At 68.3% G+C, this 14578-nt stretch carries 12 protein-coding genes; 4 read left to right on the plus strand and 8 right to left on the minus strand.

Going from position 1 to position 14578, the window contains the following annotated elements; translation table 11 throughout:
• Positions 1-57: 57 nt before the first annotated feature.
• The gene (locus tag ABB30_RS04695) at positions 58-1341 is read right to left on the minus strand and encodes an amidohydrolase family protein (protein WP_057637149.1); all 1284 of its coding nucleotides are present in this window, start codon (positions 1339-1341) and stop codon (positions 58-60) included.
• On the minus strand, positions 1338-2705 hold the full coding sequence (locus ABB30_RS04700; RefSeq protein WP_057637189.1) for an amidohydrolase: 1368 nt from the start codon (positions 2703-2705) through the stop codon (positions 1338-1340). Before ABB30_RS04700 ends, ABB30_RS04695 begins: the two co-directional genes overlap by 4 nt.
• A gap of 339 nt (positions 2706-3044) precedes the next feature.
• On the opposite strand from ABB30_RS04700, the gene ABB30_RS04705 reads away from it, so the two are divergent.
• Positions 3045-3584, plus strand: coding sequence for a DUF924 family protein (locus ABB30_RS04705; RefSeq protein WP_057637190.1), 540 nt, complete (start codon positions 3045-3047; stop codon positions 3582-3584).
• A 68-nt stretch (positions 3585-3652) separates the two neighbouring features.
• Here ABB30_RS04705 and grxD read toward each other — a convergent pair whose 3' ends face one another.
• Positions 3653-4576, minus strand: a complete 924-nt coding sequence (grxD, locus tag ABB30_RS04710) for a Grx4 family monothiol glutaredoxin (protein ID WP_057637150.1) — start codon at positions 4574-4576, stop codon at positions 3653-3655.
• A 44-nt stretch (positions 4577-4620) separates the two neighbouring features.
• Between grxD and ABB30_RS04715 the strand changes: the two genes are divergently transcribed.
• Entirely contained in the window at positions 4621-5412 is a 792-nt protein-coding gene (locus tag ABB30_RS04715) for a polysaccharide deacetylase family protein (protein WP_211263447.1), read from the plus strand.
• Here the strand turns inward: ABB30_RS04715 and ABB30_RS04720 are convergent, their stop codons facing one another.
• Together ABB30_RS04720 and ABB30_RS04725 are read right to left on the minus strand one after the other, a co-directional pair.
• A complete protein-coding gene (locus tag ABB30_RS04720; protein WP_057637152.1) occupies positions 5413-6117 on the minus strand; it encodes a class I SAM-dependent methyltransferase in 705 nt (234 codons plus the stop codon). It abuts the gene before it with no gap.
• Positions 6117-7391 carry an aminotransferase class I/II-fold pyridoxal phosphate-dependent enzyme gene (locus ABB30_RS04725; protein WP_057637153.1) on the minus strand — a complete coding sequence of 425 codons (1275 nt, stop codon included), beginning with the start codon at positions 7389-7391 and terminating at the stop codon, positions 6117-6119. Before ABB30_RS04725 ends, ABB30_RS04720 begins: the two co-directional genes overlap by 1 nt.
• 140 nt (positions 7392-7531) lie before the next feature.
• Between ABB30_RS04725 and rsgA the strand changes: the two genes are divergently transcribed.
• The gene (gene rsgA / locus ABB30_RS04730) at positions 7532-8656 is read left to right on the plus strand and encodes a ribosome small subunit-dependent GTPase A (RefSeq protein WP_057637154.1); all 1125 of its coding nucleotides are present in this window, start codon (positions 7532-7534) and stop codon (positions 8654-8656) included.
• On the opposite strand, the gene ABB30_RS04735 is transcribed toward rsgA, so the two are convergent.
• The 3 genes from ABB30_RS04735 to dgcN all read right to left on the minus strand — a co-directional run bounded on the left by ABB30_RS04735 (position 8653) and on the right by dgcN (position 12033).
• The gene (locus ABB30_RS04735) at positions 8653-9561 is read right to left on the minus strand and encodes a LysR family transcriptional regulator (RefSeq protein ID WP_057637155.1); all 909 of its coding nucleotides are present in this window, start codon (positions 9559-9561) and stop codon (positions 8653-8655) included. The genes rsgA and ABB30_RS04735 overlap by 4 nt on opposite strands.
• 46 nt (positions 9562-9607) lie before the next feature.
• On the minus strand, positions 9608-10819 hold the full coding sequence (gene gltS, locus ABB30_RS04740; RefSeq protein ID WP_057637156.1) for a sodium/glutamate symporter: 1212 nt from the start codon (positions 10817-10819) through the stop codon (positions 9608-9610).
• A 191-nt stretch (positions 10820-11010) separates the two neighbouring features.
• Positions 11011-12033 (minus strand): N-acetyltransferase DgcN, encoded by a 1023-nt coding sequence (gene dgcN / locus ABB30_RS04745; RefSeq protein WP_057637157.1) that lies wholly within the window; start codon positions 12031-12033, stop codon positions 11011-11013.
• 204 nt (positions 12034-12237) lie between these two features.
• Here dgcN and ABB30_RS04750 point away from each other — a divergent pair, with 204 nt between their 5' ends.
• Positions 12238-14532, plus strand: a complete 2295-nt coding sequence (locus ABB30_RS04750; protein WP_057637158.1) for an NADP-dependent malic enzyme — start codon at positions 12238-12240, stop codon at positions 14530-14532.
• Positions 14533-14578 lie beyond the last annotated feature (46 nt).

The raw sequence follows: 14578 nt of genomic DNA on the forward strand, positions 1-14578 counted from the left end.
GCGCCATCGGGCGTGCCTGAAAAGGCCGCCAACCGCAGCGGTTGACGGCCTTGTCGATCAGCGGCTGCTGGCCGGGCGCGGCTGATAGGCGCGCGGCAGGCTGCCGGCCGGTGCGAGGTAGCGGTCACGCAGTTCGGTCTGGCGCGAGCGCAGTGCATGCTCCACCCCGCCCAGCCACAGGCGCTCGGCCACCTGGGCCACGTCCAGCGGGTCACCATCCCACAGCACCAGGTCGGCGCGCTGGCCCACCGCGATGCTGCCCAGCTGGCCGTCCACGCCCAGCGCCCGTGCCGGCACGCTGGTCAGCCCGGCCAGTGCGGTTTCCCACGGCAGGCCATGGGCCACGGCATTGCCGGCGCTCTGGCGCAGCTTGCGCGCATTGTGGGCGCCATCGCCGGCCTGCATGAAGGACACCGCGACCCCGTCACGGGCCAGGATCGCCGCGTTGTCGGCGCGTGCGCCGAGCTGGTCGAAGCTGGAGGGCAGGTTGACCAGGGTGTCCACGAATACCGGCACCTTCGCTTCGGCCAGGCGGCTGGACAGCTTCCACGCTTCGCTGCCGCCGACAATGCCGATGCTCAGCTTCTCGCGCCCGGCCCAGTCCAGGGCCTGGGCGATGTCGGCGGCGCGGTTGGCGCGGATCATGATCCGGCCGTGGCCGGCGAGGAAGCCGGACAGGGCCTTGCGCCCGGCCGGGGTGAGCAGGGCATGCGGCGAGGTGGGCGGGATGTTGCCGCGGGCCTCGTCGATCATCTGCGCCAGCAGCATCCATTGCGCCGCCCGCGACTGCCCGGACTGGCCGGCGACATTGCCGCCGATGCTGACGTACAGCTGGCGCCCGGCCAGCGGGGTGCTGTAGCCATCCAGGTTGATCACCCCGCCCTGGCCGGCCACGAAGCTGGCGCCCGGGTTGGGGGCCAGGGCCGAAAAGCCGATGCCTTCGGCGCGGGCCACCGGCAGCAGGATCGAATCGGGGTTGTAGGCCAGGGTCACATCGAATTCGGGGCGGGTGGGCTGCGGACCCAGCTGCAGGCGGGTATCGGCGGTGTCATCCACGCCGGAAACCTCCTCGGCACCCAGTTCGCTGATGCCGCCGAACAGGGTCGGGGTGAGCGGCTTGCCCGCGGCATCGACCACCACCACGCCGGCGGGGGCGGACAGGTTGCTGCCGATGGCGGTAATGCGCCCGGCCTGGACCAGCACGTCGGTGTTGTGCAGGGTGCCCTGGGCGCCGGCGGTGTGCACGGTGGCGCCACGCACCAGCAGGTTCTGGGCAGCGGCCGGCAGGGCGGCAAGCAGGCTCAGGGCCAGCAGCGCAGGGGTGAGGGTGTGCTTGCTCATCGGCTGGCCTCCTGGCCCAGGCTGAAGTCGGAGACCGGTTGCAGGCGGCGGTCGGCGCGGTCATAGACCCGGGCACCGTCGATGAACACCTGTTCGGCCAGGGCATAGGAAGAGAACGGGGTGCCGTTCCAGATCACCACGTCGGCCATCTTGCCTTCGGCCAGGGTGCCGGTCTGTTCGGCGATGCCCAGCGAGCGTGCGGCATTGCCGCTGAGCCAGGTCATGGCCCGTTCCGGTGCGATCTCGATGCCGGCGCGGCGCGCATTGGCGATCACCTTGGCCGCTTCCTGGTTCAAGCGCTGGATGCCTTCATCCGAATCGGAGTGGACGATGGCGCAGCTGTTTTCCGGGCGGTCGACCAGGGCGATGTTCTCCTGGATGCCGTCATAGGCCTCCATCTTGAAGCCCCACCAGTCGGCCCACAGCGCGGCGCACACGTTTTCCTCGGCCAGACGGTCAGCCAGCTTGTAGGCCTCCACGCCGTGGTGGAAGGTGCCGATGCGGAAGCCGAATTCCTCGGCCAGGTCGAGCATGTTGTTCATTTCATCGGCGCGGTAACAGTGGATGTGGGCGATGATCTCGCCTTCCAGCACCCCGCCCAGGGTTTCCAGCTTGAGGTCGCGCTTGGGCGCGTTGGCTTCACCGCGCTTGCCGTCAGCGCTGTTCTTGCGCACGTATTCGGCCGCATCGATGAAGGCGGCGCGGTGGCCGGCCATGTTGCCCATGCGGGTGGCCGGGCCGCCCTTGCCGCCGTACACGCGCTTGGGGTTTTCGCCGCAGGCCATCTTGACCCCGTACGGTGCACCGGGGAACTTCATCGCCTGCATGGTGGTGGCCGGGACGTTCTTCAGGGTGACCGAGCGGCCGCCGACCAGGTTGGCCGAACCGGGCAGGATCTGCAGGCTGGTCACGCCACCGGCCAGGGCCGCGGCAAAGCCCGGGTCCTGCGGCCAGACCGAGTGCTCGGCCCAGACGTGGGCGGTGACCGGGTTGGTCATCTCGTTGCCGTCGCTGTGTGCCTGCACACCGGGGCTGGGATACACGCCCAGGTGCGAGTGCACATCGATGATGCCCGGGGTGACCCATTTGCCGCTGCCGTCGATGCGCTGGGCATCGGCCGGGGCCTGCAGGCCCACGCCGACGCCGGCAATGCGGCCATCGACCATCAGCACGTCGGCGTTGTCCAGGCGTGCTCCGGCCCCATCAAGCACGGTGGCACCGGTGATCAGGACCGGCTGCGAGGGCAGGGGCTGGTAGGTACTGGGAAAGGCAACGGCCTGATCGCGTGCGGCATGCACACTCAAGGGCATCAGTGCCATGGTCAAGGCTGCAGTGAGTGCTGCAGTGCGTGCGGTTTTTTGCATCAGTTCGGTCCCCGGTTGGCGCAATCTCCTGCACGCTAGCGGCCGGGGCAGGGTTTGGCCATGGCGGAAAGTCATGCCGGCTGTGACCTGCGGCGCGCGCTTGCGCTGCCAAGGCATACTGGCAGCGGGGTGGTCCGGGCGCCGGGATGGGCCAGCGGGCTGGGTAAATCACAGTAAACGAAGGTCAAACAGCGGGTGGAATCACCAACCGGGCGCCAGCATCAGTAGGCGGCTGCTGTGTGATCGGCTACGCTGGGATATCGGTACTGGGTCACAGCACCGGTGCGGACACAGGCAAGATGCCCTGTCCGGATCAGGATCGGGCGAGGACGGGGAATGATGGAGCAGGCCAGGGCAGTGGTGGAATTCTGGAAGCAGGCCGGGCCGGAGCGCTGGTTTGCCCGCGACCCTGTCTTCGATGCCCGCTTCGGCGAGCTGTTCCTGGACCAGCACCTGGCGGCCTCGCGGCGCGAGTACGAAGAATGGCTGTGCAGTGCCGACGGCGTGCTGGGCCTGATGCTGTTGCTGGACCAGTTCCCGCGCAATGTGTTCCGTGGCAGTGCCCACAGCTATGCCACCGATGCCCTGGCCCGGCATTACGCCATGCGCGCGATCGAGGAAGGCATGGACCTGCGCCTGGAGGCGCAGTTGCGGCCGTTTGTCTATCTGCCGTTCGAGCATTCCGAAGACCCGGTGGACCAGGAGCGGTCGGTGGCCATGTTCCAGGCCCTGGGCGATCCGTCCTCGCTGGAATACGCGCTGATCCACCGCGATGTGATCCAGCGCTTCGGCCGCTTCCCGCACCGCAATGCCGCGCTGGGCCGCATTCCCACCGTGGCCGAGCTGGAATATCTGGCCAACGGCGGCTTTTCGGCCTGAGCACGCGCCCGGATCCAACAAAAAACGCCGGCCAGTGGCCGGCGTTTTTTCATGCCTTGCAGCGTTGATCAGTACTTGTTGATCGAGCTGTCGACCTGGTCGGCCCAGGCATTGATGCCACCGGCCACATTGGCCACCTTGGCAAAGCCCAGGGTGCGGAAATGCTCGGCCGCCTGGTGGCTGCGGCCGCCGCTGCGGCACAGGAAGGCGATCGGGGTGTCCTTGGGCAGGGCTTCCAGACGGGCGCGGTTTTCTTCATCGAAGGTGTCGAACGGGACCTTGACCGAAGCCACGGCGCGCTCGTCTGCCGGGCGCACGTCGATCAGCAGGGTGCCGTTGGCCACACGCTGGGCCGCTTCGCGCGGTTCGATCTGCTCCACCGGACGCGGTGCGTTGGGGTTGTCGATGGCCAGGCCGCGGCCGCGCATGTCGTCCACCCAGTCAATGGTGATGCCTTCGGCGCGACGGGCGCTGGCAGCGTCGAACTGCACGCGCAGGCCGTTGGATTCGGCGGCAATGGCAGCGGCATCGAACGGCACCAGCTGGAAGTCCGGCTGGAAGTTGGCATCGATGGACAGCTGCAGGGCGGCGCCTTCGTTTTCTTCCAGCGCACCCTTGAGCATTTCCACCGCAGCCGGGGTCACGGTGATGGCCGGCGGGGTGCGGTCCGGGGCGGCCAGGCCGAGCAGCTGGCTCAGCTCGCCGCTGGCGGCCATCTGCTGGATGATGTCGTTGCCGCCGATCAGCTCGCCGTCCACATACAGCTGCGGAATGGTCGGCCAGTCGCCGTAGAGCTTGATGCCTTCGCGGATTTCGTTGTCGGCCAGCACGTTGACGTGGGCAAATTCCACGCCCAGGTCGCTCAGGGTGCCGACGGACTTGGCCGAGAAACCGCACTGCGGCATGGTCGGCTGGCCCTTCATGAACAGCACGACGCGGTTGGCCTGGAGGATGGATTCAATGCGCGCACGCAGGGCGGGATCGAGAGACATCGTTGTGGGTTCAAGCGTATGAGGAGAGGCCCATTCTACGCGGCATGCGATCATGGGGCATGAGCATGGATGAAACCCTGTATTGCCCTGCTGCGCCGCGCTGGCTCCCGTGGGCCGCGCTGTTGCTGGCCGCCGCCGTGGTGGCCCTGGTCTGGTGGCAGCTGGGCACTGGCTGGGGGCTGGCGGCGCTGCTGCTGGTCCCGGGCCTGTTCGTGCTGCCGGTGTTTTTGCCCAACAGCGGGTTTTATGCCCCGGTGCTGTCGCGCTGGGCAGGCGCCGGGCAGCGCATCTGGCTGACCATCGATGACGGCCCCTCGGCCGATACCCCGGCCCTGCTGGCCCTGCTGGGCCGGCACCAGGCCCGTGCCACGTTCTTCCTGGTCGGTGAGCGGGCCGCAGCCCGGCCGGAGCTGGTGCGGGCGATCGTGGCCGCCGGGCATTCGATCGGCAACCACAGCCATTCCCATCCGCAGGCCTGGTGGTGGGCACTGGGGCCGGCGGCGCTGTCCTCGCAGATCGGCCAGTGCCAGCAGCAGCTGGCCGCGATTACCGGGAGTGCGCCGCGCTGGTACCGCTCGGTGGTCGGGCATACCAATCCGTTCGTGGCTGCGGTGCTGCGCCGGCACGGCCTGCGCCGGGTGGGCTGGAGTGCGCGCGGCTATGACGGGGTGGCTGCCGAGGTGCCGACGGTGCTGGCCAGGATCACCCCGCAACTGGCTCCCGGCGCGATCGTGCTGCTGCACGAAGGTGGCCGGCCAGGGCAGGCCGAAGCCGTGCTGGACGGGGTGCTGCAGGCGGCAGCGCAGCGCGGGCTGCGCGCCGATATCCCGGGCTGATCAGCGCCGGGCCACGACCAGCCAGTTGTTGAACGGGGTATTGCCGTACAGCGGCTGCAACTGCACCTGCAGGCCGGCGGCCTGCAGGGTCTGGCGCAGGCCATCGGCGGTGGGGTAGTGCAGCGGCCGCTCCTGCATCCAGCCGATGCGGTGGGCCCAGCTGTCCGCACGCAGGCTGGTCCGCCCACGGCCACTGTCCTCGGCCAGGGTGGAACGGATCACCAGCACCCCATCGTCGCCCAGCATGCCGGCGGCATCGTTGAGCAGGGCCTGCTGGGTGGGCGCATCCAGATACTGCAGCACGTCCAGGATGGTCACGCTGCCCCGGTGCTGCGGCCAGCCCAGGGCCAGGTCGTGCACATCCAGCGTTACATCATTCAAGCCGCTGCGGGCGGCAATCTGCCGGCCACGGCCGATCTTGGCCGCATCGATGTCCAGCCCGCGATAGGGTTGCTCCAGCCCGGCCGCACGCAGGGCATGGGCGAACAGGCCCAGGCCGCAGCCCAGGTCCAACACCGGCGCATGGCTGCCACGCAGGGCCGCAATCACCCCGGGGTACAGCGGGTCGCTGCCCAGCTTGATCCGGGTGTACCAGTAATCCCACCAGTTGCCCCACGGCTGGCGCGGAGCAAAGGCGCCGGCGATGCGGCGGGCCTGGTGGGCAGGAAACGGGGCGTGGTCGTTACGGTGTTCGGGTGCAGGCATCAGGCAACGGCATTGCGCTTGGTCAGGGGGACGACCTTGCCGGCCTGCTCGGCGCGGCGCGCCAGCAGGCGGTCGATACGGGCGAAGACATCGGTGATGGTGGCCGCGTCGGGCAGCAGGGTGACCCGGAAATGGTTGTGATAGGGCACGTTGAAGCTGGAGCCGGGCACCACCAGCACGCCTTCCTCTTCCATCAGCTGCAGGGCGAAGTGGTGGTCATCAAAGCCCAGGGCCGCATCGCCGATCACGGCCGGGAAGGCATACAGGGCCCCGGCCGGGGCCACCAACTGCAGGTGCTCGGAGGCATTGCAGGCAGCGATCACCGCCTTGCGGGTCTCGTACAGGCGGCCACCGGGCGCGCACAGCGGGCTGATCGTGTCCGGGCCGTTGACCGCCGCGTCGATGGCCAGCTGGCCGGGCACATTGGCGCACAGGCGCAGCGCGCTGAGCAGGTCCATGGCCGCGCGCAGCTCGGCCACGCGGGCGCCGTCACCGGAGAGCAGGCCCCAGCCCACGCGCCAGCCGCAGGCGCGGTGCACCTTGCTCAGGCCGGAGAAGGTCAGGCAGGGGTGGTCGCCGGCCAGCGGCGCGACCGGCTCGAACACCGCCCCGTCATACAGGATCTGGTCATAGATCTCGTCCACCAGCAGCAACAGGTTGTGCTTGCGGGCGATGGCCACGATGCGCTCGAGCAGCTCGCGCGGGTAGCTGGCGCCGGAAGGATTGTTCGGGTTGATCAGGACAATGGCACGGGTACGGCTGGAGATCAGGGTCTCCATCTCGTTGGGATCCGGGGCAAAGCCATCTTCCGGGCGGCAGCGGTAGTACACCGGGCGGCCGTCGTTGAGGATGGTGGCTGCCGACCACAGCGGGTAGTCCGGCGAGGGCACCAGCACTTCGTCGCCCGGGTTGAGCAGGGCACGCAGGGCCATGTCGATCAGCTCGGAAACGCCATTGCCCACGAACACCCGGTCGGCATGCGCATCGGGCATGCCGCGGCGCGCATAGGCCGCAGCGATGGCCTCGCGTGCGGCCGGCAGGCCCTGCTGGTGGGTGTAGGGGTCGGTGCGGTCCATGTCATCGGCGATGGCATGCTGCAGATGGGCCGGGGCACGGAAACCGAAACTGCCCGGGTTGCCGATGTTGAGCTTGATCAGCTTGCGTCCCTGGGCCTCGAGCTCACCCGCTCGACGCGCCAGTTCACCACGGATCTCGTAACGCACTTCGGACAGGCGCTGGCGGGTGGGCAGGCTGGGCGGGACAGGGACGCTCATTGCAGGCTCGGGGCCGAAAGGGTGGGGATTTCGATGGTAGCCCAGTTCCCGCCCATGCGGCGTTGCCGCAACGGTTGGCAGGTCTGGCGCGGCCCGGCCGGCAAGCGGCCACGGGCGCGCGCTGGCGGGGCCCGGCTACAATGACGGCGATGACTGACCGTACCGACCTCACCGCGCTGCGCCATATCGGCTGGCCGTATGCCGACCTCACCGCCAGCGGCGCGTGGGCCACCCTGATTGCCCGGCATGCCGGCGCGCACCCGGCCCGGGTGGTCGAACAGCACCGCACCGGCTATGGCGTGGCCACCGAGCCCGGTGAGATCCGCCGGGTGGAATCGCTGCCGGAATGGCAGCGTCCGCGTTTCCCCAGCCACGAGCGCCCGGCGGTCGGGGACTGGGTGCTGGTGGAGGGCGAGAAGATTGTTGCCCTGCTGCCGCGACGCACCTCGATCAAGCGCGGTGCGGCCGGCGAGCATTACCACCAGCAGGTGATCGCGGCCAACGTGGATACCGTGTTCGTGGTCTGCGGCCTGGACGCGGACTTCAACCCGCGCCGGATCGAGCGTTACCTGCTGCTGGTGGGCAGCGGTGGTGCGCAGCCGGTGGTGGTGCTGACCAAGGCCGATACCACCGAATTTGCCGACCAGGCGCTGGAAGTACTGGAAGAACTGGCGGCCCAGCAGGTCCCGCTGTTCAAGGTCAATGCCCTGGATGCCGACAGCGTGGCCCAGCTGCATCCCTGGCTGCAGGCCGGGCATACCGCGGTGCTGGTGGGTTCGTCCGGGGTCGGCAAGTCGACCCTGACCAATACCCTGCTCGGCCATGAGCGCATGCGTACCGGGGCGGTGCGTGCCAGCGATTCGCGCGGCCGCCACACCACCACCCACCGTGCCCTGCTGGCCCTGCCGTCCGGAGCCTGCCTGATCGACACCCCGGGCATGCGCGAACTCAAGCCCACCGGCGAGGAAGTGCTGGATACCGCCGGCTTTGCCGATGTCGAGGAGCTGACCACCCAGTGCCGCTTCCGTGACTGTGCCCATGCCGGTGAACCAGGCTGCGCGGTGGGGGCGGCGTTGGAGGCCGGTTCGCTGGATCCGGAACGCCTGCGCAACTACCTCAAGCTGTCGGCCGAAGTGGCCGAGGCCGCGGCCAAGCTGGCCCAGCGCCAGGCCGAGAATGCCGAGCAGGCTCGTCGCGGTGGCCGTGGTGGCAAGCCCGGCGGCAAGGGCAAACCCGCTGGCGGACGCCCGGGCAGCCGGCGCTAGGCGGCCGGGCCGGCGTCGTGCTGGCGCAGCGCTGCAACGGCCTGGCTGAAACAGGCCAGAAAACGCTGCGCTGCCGCTGACAGCGGGCGGTCTTCCAGATGCACGCAGCACACCGCAAAGCTCAGCGCGGGCTGCAGCGGATGGGCCTGCAGCTGGGCGCTGCGGTGGCCGCGCGCGGTGAATTCATCCACCACGCAGGGCCCGGCGCCGTGGGCGGTCAGGGCCGCGCCAATGGCATAGGTCTGGCTGGTCACTGCGGTGTCCAGGCTCAGGCCTTCGCGTTCCAGTGCGGCATCAAACAATTCCCCCAGCGGGCCGGAACTGGTCAGGCCGACCATGGGCCGGCCGGGCAGGTCGGCCAGGGACAGTGCGTGGCGGCCGGCAAATTCGTCGCGGCGTGCCAGCACCATCAATTCGGCCTGCACCAGCGGTTCGATGCGCAGGCGTGGCTGGGCGGCCGGGGCATAGACCAGGGCCAGTTCGCAGTCGTGCTCGAGCAGGCGGCGCAGCACCTGGTCGTGATGCACGGTCTGCACTTCCACGCTCAGCTGCGGGTGCTGACGGCGCAACGCGGTGACCGCGGCCGGCAGCACATGCTGGCCCAGCGAGGGTACGCAGGCCACCCGCAGCAGGCCGCCGGCCAGCTGGCGCAGGTTGCCCACCGCCTTGTCCAGGGCGGCCAGACGTTCGTGGATCTCGCCGACCTCGCGGTACAGCGCATGGGCCTGTTCGGTGGCCACCAGACGCCCGCGCACCAGCTCGAACAGGGTCAGGCCGAGCTGGGCCTGGGTGTGGTGCAGCACCTTGCTCACCGCAGGCTGGGTCACGTGCAGCTTGCGTGCAGCCGCACTGATCGAGCCGGTGGTGTAGATGGCGTGGAAGACTTCGATCTGGCGCAGGCGCATGGCGGGGGCCTTGCCGGCGGCGTTGCCGCCGCCGGGGAGAGGGCGGTCAGTACGGCCAGAAGTTGACGAAGCCGGTGATGATCAACGCGTTGGCAAAGTCGATGAAGAAGGCGCCCACCAGTGGCGCGATCAGGAACGCGCGCGGGGCCAGGCCGTAGCGGGCGGCCAGCTTGCGCATCACCGCCATCGCATTGGCCGTGGTGCCGAGCATGAAGCCGATGAAGCCGCCGCCCATCACCGCCGCATCGTAGTCACGGCCCATGGCGCCGAAGATCACCCAGGCAAACGCGGCCACGGCCAGCATCTGCAGCACCAGGTTGACCAGCAAGGGCGCGCCCATGCCGGCCAGCTCCCACAGCTTGAGGTTCATCAGGGCCACGGCCAGGAACAGGGCCAGGCAGACATTGCCGATCATCTCCAGGGTGTGGATGGAGAGCTTGAACCAGCCGGTCAGGTCATCGATGTTGCGCAGGATCGCACCGGCCAGCATGGCGCCGATGTAGGCCGGCAGGGTCAGGCCGATGGCGGTGAAGCCCTGGCTGATGAAGCCGCCCACCCACAGCAGCAGCAACAGGATGATGATCGACTTGAGCGCATTGAATTCGCGGTCGCCATCATTTTCGATGTGCACCCGTTCCGGGTTCGGCCCGGGCAGGTCGGTGCTCTTGTCGCTGGCCTTGGCCCCCGGGGTGAGGACCTTCTGTTGCTGGATCAGCTTGGTGATCACCGGCCCGCCGATGACCCCGCCCAGCACGATGCCGGCCATGGCCGAGGTCACCGCGATCGATTCGGCGCCGACCAGGCCGGCGGCCTCGAACATTGGCGCGAAGGCAAGGCCGGTGGCCGGGCCGCCGGTCAGGGTGGCAGAGCCGGCCAGCACCCCGAACAGCGGATGGATGTCGAACATGCCGGCCACGGCGATGCCGATCAGGTTCTGGGCAAAGGCAAAACCGATGGACAGGGCCAGGAAGATCAGTACCGGGCGCAGGCTCACCTTGAGCAGGGCCAGGCTGGCATTGAGACCGATGGTGGTGAAGAAGGCGATCATCAGCGGCTGCTGCAGGCTGGTGTCCAGCGTGTACAGCGCACTGCCCTGGCTGTAGGCCCACCACGAGGCCAGGGCGACCACCAGGCCGCCGATCACCGGCTCGGGCAGGTTGTACTTGGCCAGCACCGGGATGTAACGGCACAGGGCGTAGCCCAGCAACAGCACCAGGCCACCGAAGGCCACGGTCTGGATCGCATCAAGTTGGAACATGCACAGCTCCCACGGTTGTTCCGACGCGGTCGCCGGGCAAACAGGTCAGTTGCCGGGGCCGGTGACAGGCACCTGGCCGGCAGCATTGAATGATCGGCAGCCGGTGGGTCTCCCGTTGGCCGGGGCACCGTGCTGCCGATCTGAACCGTACCTGTGCAGGGGTGGTATGTGCAATGCGCCTGAAGTACCGGTCAGGCGCCGAAGTCGGCCAACAGGCGGTCGATGATGCGCTCGCAACCCATCCGCACCGGGTCCTGGCAGGGCAGACCGAAACGTGCTTCCAGCGCGGCACAGGCAGCCTCGGCGGCGGCATCATCCAGGGCCTGGGTGTTCAGGGCGATGCCGACAAAACGAACGTCCGGGTTGGTCAGGCGGGCGGCGGCCAGGTTGGCCTGGATGCAGGCTTCCAGGTCCGGCTGCGGGTAATGCGGCAGGCCGCGCATGTGGGTGCGGGTGGGCTCGTGGCACAGCACCAGGGCATCGGCCTGGGCACCGTGCAGCAGGCCCAGCGAGACACCGGCAAAGGACGGATGGAACAGCGAGCCCTGGCCTTCGATCAGGTCCCAGCCGCCATCCTCGCGTGCCGGCGAGAGGTGTTCGATGCCGCCGGAAATGAAGTCGGCGATCACCGCATCGATCGGCATGCCGCCACCGGCGATGAAGATGCCGGTCTGCCCGGTGGCACGGAAGTCGGCCTTCAGGCCGCGGGCCTGCATGGCCTTTTCCATGGCCAGGGTGGTGTACATCTTGCCCACCGAGCAGTCACTGCCCACGGCCAGCAGACGCTTGCCGGCGCGCTTGCGGCCATTGCCGACCGGGGTTTCCGGGGCCACGCGGGCATCGAACAGGCTGCGCCCCAGGCGCGCGGCGGTGGCGGCAATCTCCGGCTGGTCGGCCAGGTGGGCGTGCAGGCCGGAGGCCACATCCAGCCCGGCTTCCAGCGCGGTGATCACCGTGGCCACGGTTTCGGCATCCATGATCCCGCCGGCATTGGCCACGCCGACAATCAGGGTGCGCGCACCAGCGGCGGCGGCACTGGCGATATCCATCTCCGGCAGGCCGATGCTGGTCTTGCAGGCGCTGCCGGAAAGCTGGCCGATGCAGTGCTGCGGACGCCAGTGGGCGATGCCGCGGGCGGTCTTGGCGGCCAGGTCATCGGCGGCGTTGCCCAGGTAGAGCAGGTAGGGCGGATCCCAGCGGGCAGGTGCGGACATGGGCGTTTTCGGCAGGGTAGGTGAGGAAACCGGACTATCGCCGGATCGGGCGGCGATGGGGAGTCACTTTTGCAGCACCATCCATCACCACCGGTTATGGCTGATGTTGCGTTGCAGCGTCGAAAAGCCTTCCACAACAAGGCGGAAAGCCCGTTGATGCGGGGTAGAATCAAAACCCCTGTAGCCGTATCGATGCGCCAAGCGATGTCCAACGAAGATTTCAAGCAGGCCGCCCTCGACTATCACCGCATGTCCCCGCCGGGCAAGATCAAGGTGGTGGCGACCAAGCCGATGCTGACCCAGCGTGATCTGTCCCTGGCCTATTCCCCCGGTGTGGCCCATGCCTGCGAGGCGATCGTTGCCGATCCGTCCACGGCCAGCGAGCTGACCGCGCGCGGCAACCTGGTGGCGGTGATCTCCAACGGCACCGCGGTGCTGGGCCTGGGCAACATCGGCCCGCTGGCCGGCAAGCCGGTGATGGAAGGCAAGGGCGTGCTGTTCCAGAAGTTCGCCGGTATCGACGTGTTCGATATCGAGGTCGATGAAAACGACCCGGACAAGCTGGTGGACATCATCGCCTCGCTGGAGCCGACCTTCGGCGGCATCAACCTGGAAGACATCAAGGCGCCGGAGTGCTTCATCGTCGAGCGCAAGCTGCGCGAGCGCATGAACATCCCGGTGTTCCACGACGACCAGCACGGCACCGCGATCATCGTCGGCGCCGCCGTGCTCAATGCGATGGAAATCACCGGCAAGAAGATCGACCAGGTCAAGCTGGCCACCACCGGCATGGGCGCGGCGGGTATTTCCTGCGTCAACATGCTGGTCCAGCTGGGCCTGAAGCCGGAAAACATCCTGGCCTATGACCGCGAGGGTGTGCTGCATACCGGGCGTGCCGATCTGGACAGCGAGAAGGCACGCTACGCCCGCGATACCGACAAGCGCACCCTGGCCGAAATCGTTGACGGCGCGGACATCTTCCTGGGCCTGTCGGCCGGCGGCATCCTGACCCCGGAAATGGTGGCCACCATGGCCCCGGATCCGGTGATCTTCGCCCTGGCCAATCCGTATCCGGAGATCCTGCCCGAGGCCGCCCGTGCGGTGCGTCCGGACGCGATCCTGGGTACCGGCCGTTCGGACTATCCCAACCAGGTCAACAACGCGCTGTGCTTCCCGTACCTGTTCCGCGGCGCGCTGGACGTGGGTGCGACCACCATCAACGAGGAAATGAAGGTGGCCTGTGTGCGCGCGATTGCCGCGCTGGCGCACATGGAAGCCTCGGACCTGGGCGCTGCCTACGGTGGCGAGGCACCCAGTTTCGGCCGTGATTACCTGATCCCGCGCCCGTTCGACCGTCGCCTGCTGGTGGAGCTGTCCGCCGCGGTGGCGCAGGCAGCGATGGACTCGGGCGTGGCCACCCGGCCGATCGCCGACATGGCGGTGTACCGGCAGAAGCTGGGCCAGTTCGTCTACCGCACCAGCCTGATGATGAAGCCGGTCTACGACCATGCCCGCCGCAGCCTGCAGCGCGTGGTGTATGCCGAGGGCGAGGAAGAGACCGTGCTGCGCGCGGTGCAGAACGTGATCGACGAGAAGCTGGCCTTCCCGATCCTGATCGGCCGTCCGGACGTGATCGAGACCCGCATCAGCCGCCTCGGCCTGCGCATGCGTGCCGGCGTGGATTTCGAGATCACCAACATCAACGACGATCCGCGCTTCAACGATTACTGGCAGTTCTACCACGCCAAGACTTGCCGCAAGGGCGTGACCGAGGCGGCGGCCAAGAACCTGATGCGTTCGCGTCCGACCCTGATTGCAGCGGTGATGGTGGCCCGTGGCGAGGCCGATGCGATGATCGCCGGCCTGGTCGGCCGCTTCCACAAGAAGCTGGGCTACATCCGCAGCGTGATCGACCTGGACCCGAAGGTCAGCTCGACCTCGGCCATGACCGGGGTGATCAACCAGCAGGGCGTGTTCTTCTTCCTGGACACCCACGTCAAGGAAAACCCCAGCGCCGAGCAGATCGCCGAGGCCACCGTACAGGCGGCCTACCGCCTGAAGCTGTTCGGCATCGAGCCGAAGATCGCGCTGCTGTCGCACTCCAACTTCGGCGGCCATGATTCGGAGGACGCCAGCAAGATGCGTCAGGTGCGCGAGCTGCTGCTCAAGCGCGATCCGCAGATGAACGTGGATGGCGAGATGCAGGGCGATACCGCCTGGGACGAGGCCCTGCGTGCGCGCCTGATGCCGGGCAGCACCCTGAAGGGGCGGGCCAACCTGTTCGTGCTGCCCAACCTGGAGGCGGCCAACATCTCCTACAACCTGGTGCGCGTGTTCACCGACGGTGTGGCCATCGGCCCGGTGATGATGGGCCTGTCCAAGCCGGTGCACCTGCTCACCAACAGCGCCACCCCGCGCCGGATCATGAACATGACCGCCATTGCCGCGGCCGATGCGCAGATCCGCAAGCAGCGCGAAGCCGAGCGCAACGGCGGCTGAGTGCAGCGTGCCGGCATCGGCTCACCGATGCCGGCGCCGAGGCGGG

The organism is Stenotrophomonas ginsengisoli, assembly GCF_001431485.1.
GTDB classification, from domain to species: Bacteria; Pseudomonadota; Gammaproteobacteria; order Xanthomonadales; family Xanthomonadaceae; genus Stenotrophomonas; species Stenotrophomonas ginsengisoli.